Source organism: Paenibacillus sp. FSL L8-0638 (genome assembly GCF_038593075.1).
Lineage (GTDB): Bacteria > Bacillota > Bacilli > Paenibacillales > Paenibacillaceae > Paenibacillus > Paenibacillus polymyxa_D.
In genome coordinates this window covers 1687673-1706508 of record NZ_CP151960.1, presented here as the reverse complement: position 1 = coordinate 1706508, position 18836 = coordinate 1687673, and the positions used below count along the sequence as shown (strand labels likewise).

Sequence of the window (18836 nt, the reverse complement as noted above, 5' to 3'; positions counted from 1 at the left end):
CTAACTACAACCAGTCCCTATTCGCAAACATCTTTCTTCCACCATACAGATAGGCTAAAAACGTAAAAATGACAATCAAGCCGAGGCTGTAAGGCTCAACTCTGGGCGCATAAGTCGCTGTTTGCGGCATCATAATATAATAAGGAATCGTAAAAGGAAACCACGCACCTATGGAAGAGTGAAAGCCTGTTATGACAATATTAGGAACCACACAACAAATAGACATTCCCAAAGAAGCTCCAAAATTCCGAATTTTTATCGAAAGCATAAGCTGTAGTGCTGCCAGGGGAAAAATCCCGAGCCACCCTCCCAAGCCGGTAGAAAGAACGACAGACCAAGGGATTTCTCCTGGAGCACCTGCTATATTTCCACTTACAAAATAGCCCAATATAAATATAAGCTGATCAAGACCCAGTATGAGAATGAGCAATATATATTTTGCATAATAAATTTGCTGACGAGGATACGGGCTGCTTAATAAAATCTTCCATCCCCCATCCCGATGCTCATACGCACACAAAAGAGAAGCGATAATTCCACAATAGAGCGGATAAAAAAACATAGAGTGAAATTGCGCTGAATACGTATATAAAGTTAACCAGCTGGGCGAAAAAAACTGTTTCAAATCGTTCAGCTCCAGGACTCCCATTAAAGAATTTATGACCGCATCCAATATAATGAGAATCCATACCATGATCCATTGAAGCTTTATTGTCTCTACGCGTAAAATAGAGCCCATGTATCTTCTCCTCTCTATTTGAATTCATGCTTGGTAAACTGTAATGTACCAAGTCCCGTAAAGATGACTCCCGCACTTAAAGCAACGATCACCCAAATCATGTGTTCCTTCATTAGAGGACTTGATAGGGCAGGGTACGACCAAGGCAATATTTTAATCCACAGAATACTTGTGCGTGCCAAAAACAAGCTTGCAATAGAGCCGAATATACCAAACGCTAATGGGAATGCCTGATTAGTGAAAAGTGTAGACAGCCAAAGTTGAATTGCAAGTACTGGTAGGGTAGCCAAACTTGCATTAATCGGCTGTAACAGCATGATCCGCCAAGGAATGGGTTCGTTTGTATATAACACCCAGATGAGGCTCATACCTGCTACAGTGATCAAGGCGGTACCCAACTGCAGAATCACGATCCATACAATTTTGGATAAATAGATATAGCTTCTGGGAACAGGCATGACCATAAGCTGCTTCCATGTTTGAGTATCATGCTCTGTACCGGCCATAATGCTCGCCAAAAGTGTACCGCCAAGCAGCATCACAAACGAAAGGAACATAAACATAACGGCAAAACCAGCATAGACACCTCCTGGTCCTTGCCGAAAGTAAAGATACCATTCCACGGCAGTCATGCCTGTAAGTACACACCCCTGTATAAGAGGAATCCACCAGCATATTTTCTTCAGCTTAAGCCCCTCTGACTTTATAACCCGGAGTATCATAAGCTTCGCTCCTTACCTGTCAGCTCCAGGAATATCTCCTCTAATGTTTTTTTCTTCTCTGTGACCCGATAAATGGGATGATTGTGTTCCACAAGCACCTTGATCATCTCCGAAGATTGTTGCCGATCTACAATAGGAGTCACGACCTCATTTTGTTCAATCGATTCAGCTCCAGCTGTCCATCCATGCTGAATCAGTGCACCGGCAGCCAGAACAGGATCTGGGGTTTCAATGAATAATTGAGGCTTGCTTTTGGCGGTGAGTTCCTTCATCGTTCCCTGGAAGATCATTTCACCCTGATTAATAATTCCTACATAGGTTGCAATCTGCTCAATTTCGCTTAATAAATGGCTCGAAACCAGTACCGTCATTCCGTAAGCACCAGGGAGGCTCATAATTAACTCCCGAATTTCCTGAATACCAGATGGGTCCAAACCATTCGTCGGTTCATCAAGTATCAATAATTTGGGGTTGGCAATAAGCGCCATAGCAATCCCCAGTCTTTGTCGCATCCCCAAGGAATATCCTTTTACCGGACGATACGCATCCTTGGTTAATCTCACTAAATCCAGCACTTCATGAATTCTTCGGGTCGGCAGTCCACGCATGGTTGTAACGATTTCCAAATTTCGATATGCGGATAAATGGGCATAATAGGCAGGTGATTCAACCAAGGAACCAACATCTTTTAATATTTCCATACGCTGATCCTTCAGCTTTTTCCCAAAAATCTCAATTTCTCCGGAGGTGGATTTAATCAGCCCAAGTAGCATACGAATCGTGGTTGTTTTACCCGCCCCATTAGGTCCCAAAAACCCATAAATTTGTTGTCCAGGTACCTGGAGATTTATTCGTTTTACAAATTCCCGCTTTCCAAAACGCCTAGTTAGCTGCTGTGTATGTATTACATATTCAGACACTTCCTGATCTCCTCTCGACTTCTAATGCTGAAGTTTAAGTTACATACAGTTTACTGAAGTAAAGTTAACATCAAGTAAACAGTCCCTAAACAACAGGCAAAAAAATCGAGCACACTGCAAAATGTGAGATTCGATGTTACAAAGTTAGTTGTTTAGCGGCAGTGAAATCTCCATCCTTGTACCCGCTTTACTGCCTGAAAGGATATGAAGCGTTCCGTTGTGCGCTTCAATAAAGCTTTTGGCAATAGGTATTCCATGCCCTTCGGAGTGAGATACCTGCTTACACTCATTAGGATTCATTCCTATTCCATCATCTTCGATAGAAATATGAAGCTTATCGTTCTCTTTGTTCACTTCCATGGAAACGTGTGTACCTGGAGGATTATGAATGATGGCGTTAATCAAAAAATTCTGCAGCGCTCTGCCTAATAGCTTGCTATCGAAGGACATAATACAAGTCGCCTCCATGGACGTAAAAGAAAATTCGTATTGCTCAGCCGAAGGATGGTTAGCGATATCTATGACTGCACTACGGAGAAACTCCACAATGTCCTCCTTCTCCAATTGGACGGGCAATGGACTTTCCTTAAGCTGCATAGAAGCATTCAAATCCTGAATCAACTGCTTCATTTCAGTCACTTTCTCACTGATACTCATACTAAAGCTTCTTCTTTCTTCATCGGACCAATCATACTCTTGAGCAGTCAGCATGGCCGCATATCCTTCAATATAGGATAATGGTGTTTTGAGATCATGGCTGACACCTGCTACCCACTGCTGTTTTCGTTTCTCTAATTCCACTCTCTCTTCCTCATTGCTGCGCAATTGAGACGATAAGATGTTCATTTGTTCAAAAACTTCTTTATACAATTGATACGGAGGTTTATAGCTATTTTTCTGATTTTTTTTGCGCTCCGGTAGTTCCAGTTCACTTAGCGGTGCTTGGAATTCCCCCGTCGCAATATTTCCAATCCATTTAATTACATACACCAAAGGTTTGCCTATATACCATCCGTAGGCAGCTATGAACACAACACTCTGCACGATACCAAGTCCTGTCCAGAATAGATTAATATTTATATTTTGAGATGCTCCAAATATACTTTTTATAAAAATATATAAGATCGTGCAAATAACAAAACATAGGACATAGGCCAGTACAAAACATAACGTTACTTTCATAAAACGGAAGGACATCTTAACCAGAGAGTTCATCCTCATTCCTCCATCTTGACTGACATCATTTTATAACCAAGCCCCCTTACATTGATTAAAGATTGCGGGTGCTTGGGATCAGGTTCTATTTTTTTCCGCAAACGGGAGATATGAATCACTACGGTCTTCTCATCACCCAAGAAGGCCTCGCTCCATATCGCCTCGTAAAGCTGCCGTACACTGAAAATACGGTTAGGGTGCTTGCACAAAAATACCAGCAGCAGCCATTCACGTGCCGGACACTCGACCTGCTTGTCCTCCACATACAACACACCGGATTCCAGTTCCAGTCGAAAATATCCAAAATCTAAAGTGCGTAAGGTCGGTTTCATGGCCACTGTCGAAACTTTCCGATATTTCATTCGTGCCTTCATACGGGCAACGACTTCCAGCGGGTTAAACGGTTTGGTAATATAGTCGTCTCCTCCGATACCGAACCCCATTAATTTGTCTAGATCTGTATCTCTTGCCGTCAAAAAAAGAATAGGGGCATCCGTATATAGACGCATTTGACGACATATCTCAAACCCATCGCTATCAGGCAGCATAACATCAAGTACAATCACATCCACATGCGATTCCATCACGACTTGCAGCGCTTCCCGACCTGTTGCAGCGTGCTTAACTTGAAGGAACCCTTCTTTTTTCAACACCGTTGTCAGCATATCCCGCAATCCCTGCTCATCGTCTACTATAAGTACTGCAATTTCTTCCATAACCCAAGGTTCTCCATTCTTTTTTTACATTTTTTACTTTCATTATAAAAGCAAACGGGCAGAATTTAAATCGAGTTCCATCACATATCGTTCATCCCCGTGAATATACTTAATAACCAACAAGGCCAAACTGTGCCGTGTATCCACTTGGGGGGTGCCTAATAATGCCAGAACCACGCCAGCCATATTCATTCGTCGTATCCCGCGAAGATTGGTCGCTGCATCGCAAAGGGTACCAGGACCAGCAACGTCATCAGCAGAAGGTCAAAGATGTCATTAAGCAAAATCTACCCGATCTGATAACGGAAGAAAATATTATTATGTCGGACGGTCAACAGATTATTAAAGTGCCGATTCGCAGCTTGGATGAATATCGCTTCATTTATAACTATCAAAAGCAAAAGCATGTAGGCCAAGGGGATGGAGATAGTCAGGTAGGGGATGTCATCGGACGTGATCCTGCCTCCCAGAAGCCTGGTAAAGGTGAGAAAGCCGGCGACCAGCCGGGACACGATATTATGGAAACGGAAGTCAGCATAGAAGAACTGGAAGATATGCTGTTCGAGGAAATGGAATTGCCGAATTTACAGCAAAAAGACAAGGATCAAATTGAGGTTGAATCTATCGTGTTCAATGATATACGTAAAAAAGGCATGCAAGCGAACATTGACAAGAAACGAACCATTCTCGAGAATCTGCGTCGCAACGCCCGTGAAGGGAAACCGGGCATTCATCATATTAGTCCGGACGATCTTCGTTACAAGACATGGGAAGAGAAGACCATTCCCCAATCCAACGCGGTCATTATAGCCATGATGGACACCTCAGGCTCAATGGGCGCTTTTGAAAAATATTGTGCTCGCAGCTTCTTTTTCTGGATGACCCGCTTTTTGCGCCGTCAGTATGAAAAGGTGGAAATTGTCTTTCTCGCGCATCATACCGAGGCTAAAGAGGTTACGGAAGAAGAATTTTTTACCCGCGGAGAAAGTGGCGGCACGATCTGCTCTTCCGCTTATTTGAAAGCACTAGAGATTATCGACAAACGATATCCTCCTTCCAGCTACAATATTTATCCCTTCCATTTCTCGGATGGCGATAACCTGACCTCAGACAATGAGCGGTGCGTGAAGCTAATCGAGGAACTTATAAAGCGGAGCAATATGTTCGGCTATGGCGAAGTGAATCAATATAATCGCAGCAGCACGCTGATGTCAGCCTACAAGAATATTAAAAAGGATCAGTTTATGTACTATGTCATTAAGGAAAAAGGTGAGGTATACCAAGCCTTACGCACCTTTTTTCGCAAACGGGAAGGGGGAACGGTGGGATGAGCACCGACCAGAAGGAGCTAGAATATGCGATATCAGAAATTATGGAGATTGCAGATGGATTCGGGCTCGACTACTACCCGATGCGATATGAGATTTGTCCGGCGGATATTGTTTATACGTTCGGAGCCTATGGTATGCCCACGCGCTTCAGCCACTGGAGTTTTGGAAAAACGTTTCACAAGATGAAAATGCAGTACGATTTTGGATTGAGCAAAATTTATGAGCTGGTCATTAACTCCAATCCCTGCTATGCCTTCCTGCTGGAAGGAAATTCTTTGGTGCAAAATAAACTAATTGTCGCTCATGTACTGGCACACTGTGATTTTTTCAAACACAACGCCCGCTTCTCAGCTTCTAATCGCAATATGGTGGAGAGTATGTCGGCCACAGCAGATCGAATCAACAGCTATGAAATGGAATACGGTTCAAAGACTGTGGAATCCTTCATTGACTCTGTACTGGCGATACAGGAGCATGTAGACCCACAGCTTATCAAACCAAGGCATCTGGATAAACAGCGCTATATGGAACTCAAAATCAAGGAGCAAAAAGAACCCAAAAAACACCAGCGTCCCATCGGACCTTACGATGATCTGTGGTCACTGGACACAGTAAAGCAGCATGATTCGGCCGAGACCGAGGGTATTAAGGTACGCCAGTTCCCACCGGAACCTGAAAAAGATATCGTCTGGTTTATTCAGGAATTCTCCGAGGTACTGGAGGACTGGCAGCGAGATATTATGACGATGCTGCGGGACGAAATGCTATATTTCTGGCCCCAAATGGAGACCAAAATCATGAATGAAGGCTGGGCCTCCTATTGGCATCAGCGGATTGTAAGGGAACTGGATTTGACAGGGGAGGAAACCGTTGAATTTGCGATGCTGAATGCTTCCGTCGTACAGCCTTCCAAGCAAAGCCTGAACCCGTACTATTTGGGACTGAAAATATTTGAGGATATTGAAAAACGTTGGGATAACCCAACCCGTGAGGAGCAAGAGCGACAAGGGCGCAAACCGGGCGAGGGTCGAGCTAAAATGTTCGAGGTGCGAGAGTTTGACTCAGACACCTCTTTTATACGCAATTACATGACCAAGAAGCTGACAGAGGATTTGGATCTGTACGTGTTTGAGAAACGGGGACCTGATTGGAAAATTACCGATAAATCCTGGGAAAACATACGGGATCATCTCGTGTTTTCACGTGTGAATGGAGGCTCCCCTTATATCGTCGTCGAGGATGGAGATTACCTGCATACGGGCGAGTTGAAGCTCAAGCACCAGTACGAAGGCATTGAGCTAGATTTAAAATATATGGAGCGCACGCTTCCGTATGTATATCAGCTGTGGGGGCGCACCGTTCATTTGGAAACGATGATTGAGGGTAAGCTCGCCTTATTCTCATATGACGGTAAGAAGCATCATCGTAAATTTGTATAGTCATGCATCCATTTCATAATACCTCTAGCTGCTTCAATTAAAACTAGATATAGATCAAAATGTTTAAATTTGTATATTTCTAGTTACAACCATCAAACTTTAATGAGTTATGAAATTGATTCTCATATAAAATCAATAGCCAGCCTTCATTTAAAAAGGCGCATTCCGAACATACGGATATGCGCCTTTTACTACTTTTCCTTAAATTCGACGATATAGCTTTGATTGAGCTGTTTTCCACCTTCCGAAATGTTCTGGTACATGGATAAAAACCGGGCGGATGGGCTCCATACCGTTGGGCTGTCATAGGATTGGATATTGGTCGTAACCGGAGTGGTTTTACCCGTGGACTGGTCAAATACATACAGCCCTCTCATGCCTTGCTGATCCTCATCATAAATGGAAAAAGCAAGCTTGGACCCGTCACTGGACCAGCTTCCACGACTCATTAAAGTACCTTGCCCGACAATTCCTTTCTCTTTGCCCTGTTCATCCAAAATGATCATACGGGCTGGTTCGGATGTATTCCATTTCCGCTTTTCAATGGCGATAGACTCACCGTCAGGCGACACGGCAAAGGACATGGCACCCTCTGCAATGGTCACAGCCTGAGGATGATTAAGGGTGAACCGATTCAGCACTGGATACCCTTGTTTATCACTGCCTGTATAAAATATGGCGTTACCCACTTTTTCAACATGAGACATCAATTCAGAGCGATTCGGATCTTGAAAATTCAATTCTTCAGCTTTGCCGTCCAGACCAATCAGTCGGATTTTACCATCCGGTGTGCCTGTAATGAGATGATTCTCATCGCTCCAGCTCACTTCGTTAGTCATATCCAACTTGCCAATCGATGTAACCTTACCACTGCTTAGTTCCAAAATGTAGCCCTGAATATCATATTTGCTGTTGGGGCTACCTTCAGTAAAGAAGACATGGCGCTGATCCGGTGATACCACAGCAAGTAACTGTGGAGCTTTACGACCTGGTGTTAAAATCCGCTCCTTGTCTGTCTCTACATTATGAATCCACAGCTGGGTTTTACGCTCCACAATCAGCTCTTCGTCACTCAGCCAAGACCTCGCGTAGACATCCCCCAGCCTGTCGATAGACGATACCACCAGCTCGTCCGTTACTTGCTTCTGGGCTGCATCCGTGTCAATCACAGTAAGCTGTTGGCCCGGTTTCATACCGAATGCTGGATTTGTCTCTCCTGCGCTCTTCATGCCGCAACCGCTGAGCAATCCCCCGGCGATTAAGCCGGTCATAAGCACCCCCGTGGCTTTCTGTCTGAAAATTCTTGTACGGGAATCTTCGCGATGAGAGGAACCGTTCTTTTGCCCATAGCTGTCTATGTTTTTCTTTATCATGTACAACGGCCTCCTTGTTAACGATACCCCCAGTTTAATGCCCGAACATCTCATGAATACATCGAATTGTTTCCAAGTTGTAAACAAGACACCATTCTAGCCCTGTGCTAACAATCGGCCGTTTACAGGGAGCCATCGTGAACCAAGAGAGGGAGTCTAAGCGAAAATTCATTTCCACTTACATTTGTATGCCCGTTGTCATTTTCCAAACTACTATAATCTGAAGCCGTAAGCTGCAACTCTCCCCCCATACGCTCCGCAAGTCTGCGCGCCAGAGGAAGACCGAGTCCCGTACCGCTGTCCTGACGAGATCGATCACGACTTAAAGTAGCAAACGGCTCAAAAATCATGTCCCATTTCTCCCTAGGAATCCACGGACCGGAATTGCGTACATACACAATCACAGTGTCCTGTTCTACCCGATTCGATAACGTAATCCATCCACCGTCTTGATTATACTTTACTGCATTATCCAGCAAATTTAGTACAATATGCATCAGATGCTTAGGGTCTCCCCACACCTGGGCTGGAACGGTATCTATCGAAAAATCCAATCTACGCGCTGCCGCTTTTCCTCGAATACGGCTCCCCGCATCTTCCAGTAGCGAATGCAATTCCACAACCTCCGTATGCAATTCAAAATCATATTTATCCAGCACAGATAGCCGCAGCGAGTCCTCGACAAGCTCGTATAACCGTTTTGTTTCCTTACTGATGCTTTCTCTCGCTTCACGCACCAGTTCAGGATCATCCCCATACATATCCAGTAAATCAGCATAAGCTTGAATAGAGGTTAACGGGGTCTTTAGTTCATGACTGATATTTCCAATAAAAGATTTTTGCTGCTGCTCTAGCTCTCTCAAACGCTGAACCGCTTCTTCCAGCCGAAGCTTTTCGTTTTCCAGCGCGATAATGCTCTCCCGGATCACATGGCTCATCTGGAGCATCCCTTCATCCAGTCTTCCCAGCTCATCCTGCCGCCGCAGCAGTCTGGCTTCCGGATAATGCCCTGCCGATATCTGTTCAGAAGCGCGAGTTAGTCTTCCGATGTCCCTCGTCTGGCGGCTGACATAGCCTAAACCTAAGATAAAGCTCAATACCAGCACCGCACCCCCCGTCCATAGAAACAAGTGGGCAATGGCTCGGTAGAACTGCTGCTGCGCTTCTGTTGAGCTGTGAAGCTGTACCACTCCCAGTAAGCCGTCCGGACCTTGAAGCGGAGCCAAATAAGTGATTGCGCTTCCTTCCGTAATGTATGCAATTTTGCCTTGGATCGCATAGGAGAGCGCCTGGCTGACATCTGTTCTAAAAGCCAGCGGTAGAGAATTGCCAACCTCATGCCCCTGACCATCATATAAAATAACGCGCATATTACTGGATACGCCCAGTTCCACTGCGAGCCCAGGTGCCTGCTTCTTCATAAAGTCTTCCGGTGATTGGCGCACTCCCAACAGGTAAGACTGTTTTACACGCATTTCTACAATTTCGGCCTGACGCTTTAAGCTGCGTTCCATTTGGTCTGTCTGGTTAGCGCGAATACCAGTAAGCACGAGCCAGCTCAGCACACCGACAGTAAACAGCAGCAAAGCCGCCAGTACCAGCGGAAATTTCCAACGCAGGCTCAAGCCTGTAGGTTTGCGTTTGCGCTTCTGCTGGTCGGTGGACCGCAAGCTTCCTTGCTGATGGAGTGAATGATGTTCGTTCACGTCATTTTCTCTGCCTTATAGCCGATACCATACACGGTCTGCAATATCGCCTGATGCGGCTCAAGCTTCTTGCGCAAACGCTGGATATGAATATCCACCGTCCGCGTTCCGCCCACATAATCGAAGCTCCATACCTGCTCCAGCAGCTCGTCCCGTGTATACACCCTTCCCGCATGAGACACCAACAGCGCCAGCACATCAAACTCCTTGGGGGTCAGATCCAGCGCTATGGCTCCAAGTTCAGCCGTTCGGCTGGACGGACGTACCCGTAATGGGCCGAGTACCATTTCTGTTCCTTCCGGAGCAGGTGCTCCTTCTCGCTCCAGTCTCCGTACCAATGCTTTAATACGAGCGAGCAGCTCCCTCAGATCAAACGGTTTGCTCATAAAATCGTCCGCACCCAGCTCCAGTCCGAGTACCTTATCAACGATATCGTTTTTGGCCGTCAGCAGTAAAATACCGATGCCCTTCCGACTTTCCAAACGGCGGCACACCTCATATCCACCCAATTTGGGCATCATCACATCCAGTATGAGCACATCCGGATGGAACAAACGTACTTTTTCCAAGGCGTCCTCCCCGTCAACGGCGGTTTCCACCAAAAAGCCCTCTCGCTTTAACGCATAAGCCAGCGCATTTCGAATGCTTGCCTCATCGTCCGCTATCAGTATTTTCTTATCCATGTCCTGCCCTCCCTGCTCTCGCTTCATTTTATTTTACGCTCCTAGCGACAAAGGGCAAGCCCGCGACCTGAACTTATGTTACTCCAACTTTCCATAGCGCCATCATTAGACTTTGACTCTTTTTAATGTCAAGGAAATATGACGCAGTATAAACATCTCTTCCCTCACTGCCTTGCGCTTTGAAGTGTCTTACCTGTCCGTATATGCTAAAATACTTCCGTATCGGCTATTCGCCTACAGGAGGGCATGATCATGAAACATTCTATTTTGATCGTAGAAGACGAAGAGAAGATTGCCCGGCTTCTAGAGATCGAGCTTCAATTTGAAGGCTATCAAGTATGTAAAGAAAAAAACGGAATTGATGGGTTGGAGACGTATTGCAAAGGCAATTGGGATCTAGTATTGCTGGATATTATGATTCCCGGTCTCAATGGCATCGAGCTACTTCGGAGGATTCGTAAGCATGATGCGAACGTTCCTGTCATTTTGCTGACGGCTAAAAGTTCCATTGCAGATAAGGTCGAGGGACTCGATTTGGGAGCCAATGATTATGTTACCAAACCGTTTGTGATCGAAGAGCTGCTTGCACGTGTACGGGCCGCACTCAGAGTGGGTGCAACGAAAGACATGGCTCCACAAGTGGTAGATCAATGGCTTAGTGCCGGGGATTTACGTCTCCATGAAGGTACTCGTGAAGTTCTTCGAGGAGAGCACAACATTGAGCTTACACCGCGAGAATTTGACTTGCTCGTTCATTTACTTAGACACCAGCGACAGGTACTTAGCCGCGAACAATTACTGGAAAATGTATGGGGTATAGATTATATGGGCGATACCAATGTGGTCGATGTGTATATTCGCTACGTGCGCAATAAAATCGACCCTACGCGCCAGCTCCCTGAGCTGATCCATACTGTACGCGGAATTGGTTATGTTCTGAAGGAATCCTTATGAAGCTACAAAACAAAATCCATACGTATACCTCGTTATTATTCGGGATTTTACTTGTGGCCATTCATTTCTCAGTCTATTTCCTATTCAGCCAACTTTCGATAGACAGTCGAAAAGACCAGGTAGAGGCCGCAGCAGAGAACATGATTCGTGGGATTCAACGTGCTCCGGTATCCGTAGCCGCTGAGGATCTTCTCCGAGCCTATGTACCGCTGGATGGCATGCTTCGGCTAATGAAACCAGAAGGCGACTTTCTTCCCCCTATCACCTCTTCTTCCGAGCAATCTCTTAGCTTGATGAAGGGCGTTTTTGATGAAACACGGCAGGTTCGCATCATTACCTATGAAAGCAACCATTACATTCTTGTATCGCTCCCCATGATTTGGACCAATGGCGAGGTTGTCAATCTCCAGGTGACCGAAAGTCTGCAACCGACGATGCAGACGCTACAGGTACTCAGAATCGTACTTGTTGCTGTCACTGGCATTGCGCTCATTCCTGTCGTGGTATCGGGAAGACTGCTCGGCAGACTGATTACACGTCCCATTACATCTATGATTAGCACGATGAAAGAAATTCAGCGCAGCGGGAAATTTAAACGTCTTCCGCTCCATTCATCATCACGCGACGAACTGGTCGAAATGGGTGAAACATTTAATGACATGATTGAACTGCTGGAGCGAAATTTCGTCAGGCAAGAACAATTTGTATCTAATGCGTCCCATGAATTGAAGACGCCGCTCACCATTATTGAAAGTTATGCCAGCCTGCTCAAACGGCGGGGGTTGCAGCATCCCAAGATTTTTGCCGAATCCGTTGAAGCGATCCATTCCGAGGCGATTCGAATGAAGGACATGGCAGAGCAGCTTCTTTTGTTGGCCAGAAACGAAGAACAGTGGAATGTCGTGCTGGAGCCTGTACGCCTGACCAGAATAGCGACAGAATTAAAGACTACATTTGAAAATGCGTTCGCCCGACAAATTCAACTGGATGTACAGGCAGACTGCATTGGCTATACCGATGAAAATAAGCTGAAGCAGCTCCTATTTATCTTTTTGGATAATGCACGCAAATACAGTGACGAGCCGATACACCTGATGATTGATACCGTGGACGGCACAACTCAACCCTGCATAAAAATCACAGATCAAGGAATTGGAATCCCGGAAGAAAAGTTATCTAAAGTATTCGACCGTTTCTATCGTGTGGATGAAGCCAGAAGCCGCGAGGAAGGTGGGGCTGGGCTAGGCTTATCATTGGCTACAGGAATTGCACAAGCTATACATGCTCAAATTGGGCTAGAAAGTGTAGAGGGAAGCGGAACAACTGCAACGATCATCCTCCCTACCGTTCCAAAATAATAAGTCAAAGGTGGGAATACCGATGAAAGCTATCTATGTGTGGATGATTGGAGGTACGCTGGCGGCTGTGTTGATTACAATTTGCCTTTTACAGTGGCCTTGGGCACGGTCGTTAGCAGCTTCTCCATTGGAAGAAAAGGCCGTCATCCAATCCGTTTTGCATCAGTATCCCGGTGAGGTGCTTGAAACGCAACGCTTGGGTGATTTTTATCTGATCAGGCTGGAACGCGCCAAAGGGAAATACGATATAAGAGCCAATGCCTATGACGGTGTCATCGACTCTATTAAGCGGACACAGGCTTATACAGATGCGAAGCAGGAGCCCCAGGACCACAAGCCCGGTACCTCACCAACCAGAGACACATCGAATCCAACTAATAAACCTGACCCAGCTTCTCTCGTCATTACGGAGAAAGAAGCAGCCAAGCTTGCTGCCCAAGCAGTTAACGGAACATCCGATGATATTGAGCTTCATCGCAACGACAAAGGCCTCTACTATCTGGTTGAGGTTGAGGTAAAAGATAGGCGTGAAGCAGTAGTACAGGTCAATGCAGTATCGGGCTCTATTGACTCTATAACTTGGGAAAAAGAAAAACAGGAGCACGACGAATCATGACGATTTGACGATCATCTTAGCTCATGTTTCTCATGGTTTTCTCATGATTCTATTATGTTCCTCTCATGTTCAAGAGATAAGCTGTATTCATGCTTATAGCACAAGGAGGAATGATGTAATGAAAAAAAATTATACATTAGGAATTATGGCAGCCACGGTTCTGCTTGGAGTTACGGTTACGGGTGTCTCAGCGAGTGCCGTATGGGCCGCTAAACCTACGGGTCTTATTGGAGCGACCGCCGCTGCCAACATTGCCAAGAAAGCTGTGGGGAATAATGCACAAGTTGAAGATGTCGAACTGGAGCGCAAAAACGGAAAGGTCTACTATGAGGTGGATCTCCAACAAGGAGATAAAGATTGGGATATAGATGTTGATGCTTATACTGGGAAAACCATCCGTTCCCATTCTGAGCTTGATCATGACTCGAATGACGAGTCCATCCTTAACAAGCCAAATCACATCACCCTGACTGAAAAGCAGGCTGGGCAAATTGCGCTTAAACACGTGCCCGGGAGTACCCTTTTGTCTTCTAAATTGGATAAGGAAGATGGACAGTTCATCTACGAGGTAAAGGTACTCACCAACGAAGGAACCGTTGAACTTGAAATCCATGCATCATCTGGCACAATCGTGGATACAGACGAAGATGATGACAACGAATATTAATCACCCAGGTCAATAATCAGGGTAACTAAATACAGAGCTAATTAAAACGGAGCAGCGAACTTTCGCTGCTCCGTTTTTTTTTGACCCATGTGACACAAGAAAAGAACGAAGATAGCTTCATAAAACTGCACCTATTATTTCCTTATGAATAGACTGATAACTAACAGAGGATTACCTTGTTCTTCAATTCAAAGTCAAGTGAGGTTCTTATGGCGAAATCCTATACTAAAGCACAGATTCGCAAAATCACCCGTCGTTTCGGCCTGATTCCATTAAAATCAAGCTTAGTCTCATCATTATACCGAAAAAATGCAGTGATCCAGGTGAAAACGAAAAAAGGAACTTATGCATTAAAACCTTTTAGTCGTACAAAGATGGTCCGTTCAAATACGATTCAACAGATGGAACGAGCTGCGAGCCATATAAGGATTTTGAAAAAGAGAAAGTATACCTACATGCCCGCATGGCTCCCCATTCATTCCGGCAAGTTATGGACTCTATATCAAGGAACGCCATTTTATGTAAGCCAGTGGGTCAAAGGACGGGGACTGGAGACCGCTGAAGATTTCGAAAAACTGGGGCGGGCACTTGCCACACTTCACGCCACCTCCACCGGCTTGCATCGGATGGATAAAGTAAAGTCCCCTCCGACCATTCAACAATTGCGGATATGGAAAAACCAAGATCGTCTTTTTCAAAAAAAAATGATAAAAAACAGTCGCCATGATAAAACGTACCGCAACTGGTACAATGCTCACGGCGAAAACTGCAAACGTTTATCCAGGCGAGCATGGAAGGATTTGCAGGATGCATCCATCATAAGGCTGCTTCGGATGGAACATCGGCACCCCTCCTTGATACACAGTGATATCACTACCCCAAATGTCATTATTTCGGATGACGGTCATCTCAAAATCATTGATTGGGATCGGGTTAAGATCGGCTCAGTCTATGCTGATTTGGCAAAGGCCCTTATGAATACGACTCAATTCAATCCTGAATTTGTGCAGTCCTTGCTGAAGGGATACCAAAAACGCAAGCCACTAAGCCGAACTGAACGGAAGATTGTTACGGCTTTATATAAACTACCACGAGAAGCCTGGCATGCTTCCCGACACCCGCACCGTTCAAGAGATCGTGAAATCCTGGACCATTGGGATCAGTCGTGGCCTCTTCGATTACAAATCATCCATATTTTGCAGGAGTGGGCTCATGTATAAAAGAAAGTGAGGAGCAAAATGTCGATTTTATCGAACGTTGAGCAGATGTATGGAATCAAAATTCAGCGTACCCGTCAAATGAAGGACATTCACAAGATTGAGACCGCTAATACGACTTATTGCTTAAAACCCTACAAATTCCCGGAAGAAGAGATCCGTTTTATTACACGTGTCTTGTCCTACCTGGATGAGCGCGGGTTTACACGCAGCCAAAAGGTCTATCCAACAGTACAACAAACGGCTTACATGACCTATGAAGGTGTTTCGTATACATTAACCAATTGGGTTCATGGACTCAGACCAGAATTCACAAAAAGAATAGACTTCAAAAAGGGAATTGCTACTTTAGCCAAATTCCATTCCAGTGCCGTGGGCTTTCCTATCACTGAAGCTCCGCCATCCAGAATCCGTTATGAAGGCTTGAGCGATGAAATAGCTGGATACAAAAAACGCCTCATCCCATACAGAGGCACAGCACATCTCGTAGCACTTTGTGAAGAAGTGTCCCATCGTCTACAGCAGCCCAAAGTTAGAGAAGCCATTGCTCGGGAGCAAAAAGCCGCCGCATTTATACACGGCGACTATAATTATCCCAACCTGATTAAAGACAAACAGCTCAAAATCCATTTGATCGACTTTGAAAATTGCTCCCTACATGTAAGGATGAAAGATCTCTCCCATCTTCTTCATCGGAATTGTCTTTGGAATGGGACAAAGATGCTACGCGCGATAGATTACTATCAACGATATCGTCCATTGAGCACCCATGATTTGCATCTGCTTCACGCACTATTGATCTCTCCCTATCATGTGGTCCGCAATATCAGAATAGGCGGCTTCCGTTCTGCCAAACGAGTCATTCCCTCGTTCGTTCATTTGAACAAATACCGACGTGAACTCAGATCACTATTATAATCGGTCAGCTTGGAACTAAACAAAAAAACAGACCCGATGAAACGGTCTGTTTTTTTGTGTTCTGACAACAACTACAGGAAAAGCGCATGCCGCTAAAGCCAATCGACTTGCTAACTGTACCGGTACAATCAAAAATTTATAGCATTGTAAACAGCACTTCCTCCTTCTACAATGATGCTAAGACTCAACGCTCAATGGTTTCGAGAAGAGAATTTGGGAAACTAACAATAGAGGTGATTGTACATGTACACCATGACAAAAGAAGAAATAAAAGCTTATTTAAACAGAATCGGAATTCTCGAAATTCAGCCTCCTACCCTTCCCTATTTAGTTGAGCTGCATAAGGCTCATGTAAAACATCTTTCATGGCAAACATTGGACATTTTTGCAAGGAAACCGGCAGCCATTGGTTTTCAAGAATCCATTCAACTCATTCTACATGGGAGAAGTGGTTATTGTTTTCATCTGAATGGTGCCTTTAGTGCACTACTATATTCACTAGGGTACAAAGTTTCTCTGCATCGTGCCGGGGTACAACCTCTGGGAGCTGAACCACGCATTAATTCATTTCATCTTGGACTAACAGTGAACTTGCTAAATGAGCATCATGAAGATGAAGTATGGATTGTTGATGTCGGGCTGGGCGATATGCCATATGAGCCTCTTCCACTCCGTATGGGAACTTATGAACAGGCTCCTCTTCATTATAAAGTCATGGAATCCGGGGTTGTTACAAAAGGTTGGCGGTTAGAGCATGACTCGCTTGCTTCATTTGTTGGCGTTGATTTTGCTCCTGCGGTTGTTCAGGATTTGGAAGAATTCATGCCGAAACATCATTTCTATAGCCGCTCAGCAGAATCTCCATGGTTTAACCTATTTCTGATTCGGCAAAGGCAAGCATTAGAGGCGAATGAACTCAGAGGATGTATTTGGAAAAAACGCGGGCTAAACGGTTTGGAAAAAATAGAGCTGGATAAGAAATCGCAGTGGCTGGAAGTGTTGGCAGATGTATTTGGCGAGCCGCTCGTTAACTACAGTCACCAGGAACGGGACGAGTTATGGAAAAGAGTACTTGCGGCTCATATAGAATGGAAAAAGTCTATGACTGAATCGTTATAGCAGTGAAGCAACCAACGTAAGGATAGCCTTCAAGCCACATCTTACACCTTTAGCATTTCCGAGGAATGTTGCAGCATTTCCAATTCCTTCACCATGTTTTCGATCAGCTTTGTGAACGAAGCCAATTCCTCTGAGCTGGAGGCCTGTTGCCGGGCACTGGCTGTTGTTGCAGCGGTTTCGGATTGCACACTGTCAAGCATACGGGCAATATCCAGCACCTTGCGCTGAATTTGCTCCTGTGCTTGCTTCGAATTAGATGCAAGCTTTCGCACCTCCTGTGCCACAATTTGAAACCCGCGCCCTGCTTCCTGCGCATGGGCAGCCTCAATCGCCGCATTCAGTCCCAGCAGATGAGTCTGATCGGACAGTTCCCGGATCGTACCGCTCATCTGCTCAATATGCTTAATCTCGTCACTCAAATGCTGTACCAATTTCTCTGTATGTTCCTGCGAAGAAGCAGTGTTGCAGGCACTCTCCGCGATATTATCCGTATTTTCCCTAAGCTCAGCAATCATTCCGGTCAAATTTTGCGCAATTCGGGACACAACGGTCAGCACCTGCGTTTGTTCGTCGGCCAGCTCGTTAATTTGTTCCTTTTCCTTTTCCTGATAAGCTTCCAGTACAAGCTGGGAATCCAGGTTGAACATTTTGGAAAGAGCATGCACAATAGAAAACCAGTCCTCTATCCCCGAACGCTTTAAAATGTCGACTGCAATATCAAGATAAGCAATGTACGTGCCCAAATAATAATCGGAAGACAATCCGATTCGGGAATGTACCTGCCCCACAAAAAGACGGTGTTCGATAAACTGATCATCTATTTTTCCATCTGCGAGAGAAAGCCAGTATTCACGTTGTGTTTGTTTTAGTCGTTCAATATTCGACCATTTGGAAATAATCGATATGAGATGCGGAACCTTTTCTACATGCTCATAAAACCGATCTACCACCTTATTCACAATAGATTGGAATAGTCCCTGATAATGATGCAATAAAGCCAAATCATCATCAGTAATACCAATATATTGTATCTGTTTTAATCTACTCTCCGCGACATGAATCATAAGTTCCTCCAAATAATAGTTTACATAGATTTTACATTACCATATTTATCGGCAACTTTTTAGAAAATGTTAAAAAAGC

At 45.0% G+C, this 18836-nt stretch carries 18 protein-coding genes; 9 read left to right on the top strand and 9 right to left on the bottom strand.

All coding sequences use genetic code 11. From position 1 onward, the window contains the following. Window positions 1-4: 4 nt before the first annotated feature. From MKY35_RS07665 to MKY35_RS07645, 5 genes are all read right to left on the bottom strand, one after another. A complete protein-coding gene (locus MKY35_RS07665) occupies window positions 5-739 on the bottom strand; it encodes an ABC transporter permease (RefSeq protein ID WP_342446032.1) in 735 nt (244 codons plus the stop codon). Window positions 740-753: 14 nt separating this feature from the next. Beyond that, complete coding sequence (locus tag MKY35_RS07660; RefSeq protein WP_025723953.1) at window positions 754-1461, bottom strand: ABC transporter permease; 708 nt, start codon at window positions 1459-1461, stop codon at window positions 754-756. After that, entirely contained in the window at window positions 1458-2381 is a 924-nt protein-coding gene (locus MKY35_RS07655) for an ABC transporter ATP-binding protein (protein WP_190298922.1), read from the bottom strand. Before MKY35_RS07655 ends, MKY35_RS07660 begins: the two co-directional genes overlap by 4 nt. 144 nt (window positions 2382-2525) lie before the next feature. Next, window positions 2526-3596: a HAMP domain-containing sensor histidine kinase gene (locus tag MKY35_RS07650; RefSeq protein WP_322251397.1), complete on the bottom strand. Its 1071-nt coding sequence runs from the start codon at window positions 3594-3596 to the stop codon at window positions 2526-2528. 2 nt (window positions 3597-3598) lie between these two features. Further along, window positions 3599-4312, bottom strand: coding sequence for a response regulator transcription factor (locus tag MKY35_RS07645; RefSeq protein WP_342446031.1), 714 nt, complete (start codon window positions 4310-4312; stop codon window positions 3599-3601). Between the two features lie 164 nt (window positions 4313-4476). On the opposite strand from MKY35_RS07645, the gene yhbH reads away from it, so the two are divergent. Together yhbH and MKY35_RS07635 are read left to right on the top strand one after the other, a co-directional pair. Continuing rightward, window positions 4477-5643 carry a sporulation protein YhbH gene (gene yhbH, locus MKY35_RS07640; protein ID WP_307349046.1) on the top strand — a complete coding sequence of 389 codons (1167 nt, stop codon included), beginning with the start codon at window positions 4477-4479 and terminating at the stop codon, window positions 5641-5643. Continuing rightward, window positions 5640-7082: a SpoVR family protein gene (locus MKY35_RS07635; RefSeq protein ID WP_342446030.1), complete on the top strand. Its 1443-nt coding sequence runs from the start codon at window positions 5640-5642 to the stop codon at window positions 7080-7082. Before yhbH ends, MKY35_RS07635 begins: the two co-directional genes overlap by 4 nt. Before the next feature lie 191 nt (window positions 7083-7273). On the opposite strand, the gene MKY35_RS07630 is transcribed toward MKY35_RS07635, so the two are convergent. From MKY35_RS07630 to MKY35_RS07620, 3 genes are all read right to left on the bottom strand, one after another. Next, a complete protein-coding gene (locus tag MKY35_RS07630) occupies window positions 7274-8455 on the bottom strand; it encodes a WD40 repeat domain-containing protein (RefSeq protein WP_342446029.1) in 1182 nt (393 codons plus the stop codon). Window positions 8456-8577: 122 nt separating this feature from the next. Continuing rightward, a complete protein-coding gene (locus tag MKY35_RS07625) occupies window positions 8578-10161 on the bottom strand; it encodes a HAMP domain-containing sensor histidine kinase (protein WP_342446028.1) in 1584 nt (527 codons plus the stop codon). After that, the gene (locus MKY35_RS07620) at window positions 10158-10844 is read right to left on the bottom strand and encodes a response regulator transcription factor (RefSeq protein ID WP_025723943.1); all 687 of its coding nucleotides are present in this window, start codon (window positions 10842-10844) and stop codon (window positions 10158-10160) included. The genes MKY35_RS07625 and MKY35_RS07620 overlap by 4 nt, the downstream gene beginning before the upstream one ends. 252 nt (window positions 10845-11096) lie before the next feature. Here MKY35_RS07620 and MKY35_RS07615 point away from each other — a divergent pair, with 252 nt between their 5' ends. From MKY35_RS07615 to MKY35_RS07585, 7 genes are all read left to right on the top strand, one after another. Then, window positions 11097-11798 carry a response regulator transcription factor gene (locus MKY35_RS07615; protein WP_069012810.1) on the top strand — a complete coding sequence of 234 codons (702 nt, stop codon included), beginning with the start codon at window positions 11097-11099 and terminating at the stop codon, window positions 11796-11798. After that, complete coding sequence (locus MKY35_RS07610; RefSeq protein ID WP_342446027.1) at window positions 11795-13156, top strand: HAMP domain-containing sensor histidine kinase; 1362 nt, start codon at window positions 11795-11797, stop codon at window positions 13154-13156. The genes MKY35_RS07615 and MKY35_RS07610 overlap by 4 nt, the downstream gene beginning before the upstream one ends. Window positions 13157-13178: 22 nt before the next feature. Further along, the gene (locus tag MKY35_RS07605; RefSeq protein ID WP_342446026.1) at window positions 13179-13772 is read left to right on the top strand and encodes a PepSY domain-containing protein; all 594 of its coding nucleotides are present in this window, start codon (window positions 13179-13181) and stop codon (window positions 13770-13772) included. 118 nt (window positions 13773-13890) lie between these two features. Continuing rightward, complete coding sequence (locus MKY35_RS07600; RefSeq protein WP_342446025.1) at window positions 13891-14439, top strand: PepSY domain-containing protein; 549 nt, start codon at window positions 13891-13893, stop codon at window positions 14437-14439. Between the two features lie 209 nt (window positions 14440-14648). Beyond that, a complete protein-coding gene (locus MKY35_RS07595) occupies window positions 14649-15659 on the top strand; it encodes an aminoglycoside phosphotransferase family protein (protein ID WP_342446024.1) in 1011 nt (336 codons plus the stop codon). 18 nt (window positions 15660-15677) lie between these two features. Next, window positions 15678-16574: an aminoglycoside phosphotransferase family protein gene (locus MKY35_RS07590; RefSeq protein WP_342446023.1), complete on the top strand. Its 897-nt coding sequence runs from the start codon at window positions 15678-15680 to the stop codon at window positions 16572-16574. 243 nt (window positions 16575-16817) lie between these two features. Further along, window positions 16818-17693: an arylamine N-acetyltransferase gene (locus MKY35_RS07585; protein ID WP_342446022.1), complete on the top strand. Its 876-nt coding sequence runs from the start codon at window positions 16818-16820 to the stop codon at window positions 17691-17693. A gap of 41 nt (window positions 17694-17734) precedes the next feature. Here the strand turns inward: MKY35_RS07585 and MKY35_RS07580 are convergent, their stop codons facing one another. Then, window positions 17735-18757 carry a globin-coupled sensor protein gene (locus MKY35_RS07580; protein WP_342446021.1) on the bottom strand — a complete coding sequence of 341 codons (1023 nt, stop codon included), beginning with the start codon at window positions 18755-18757 and terminating at the stop codon, window positions 17735-17737. Between the last annotated feature and the right edge of the window lie 79 nt (window positions 18758-18836).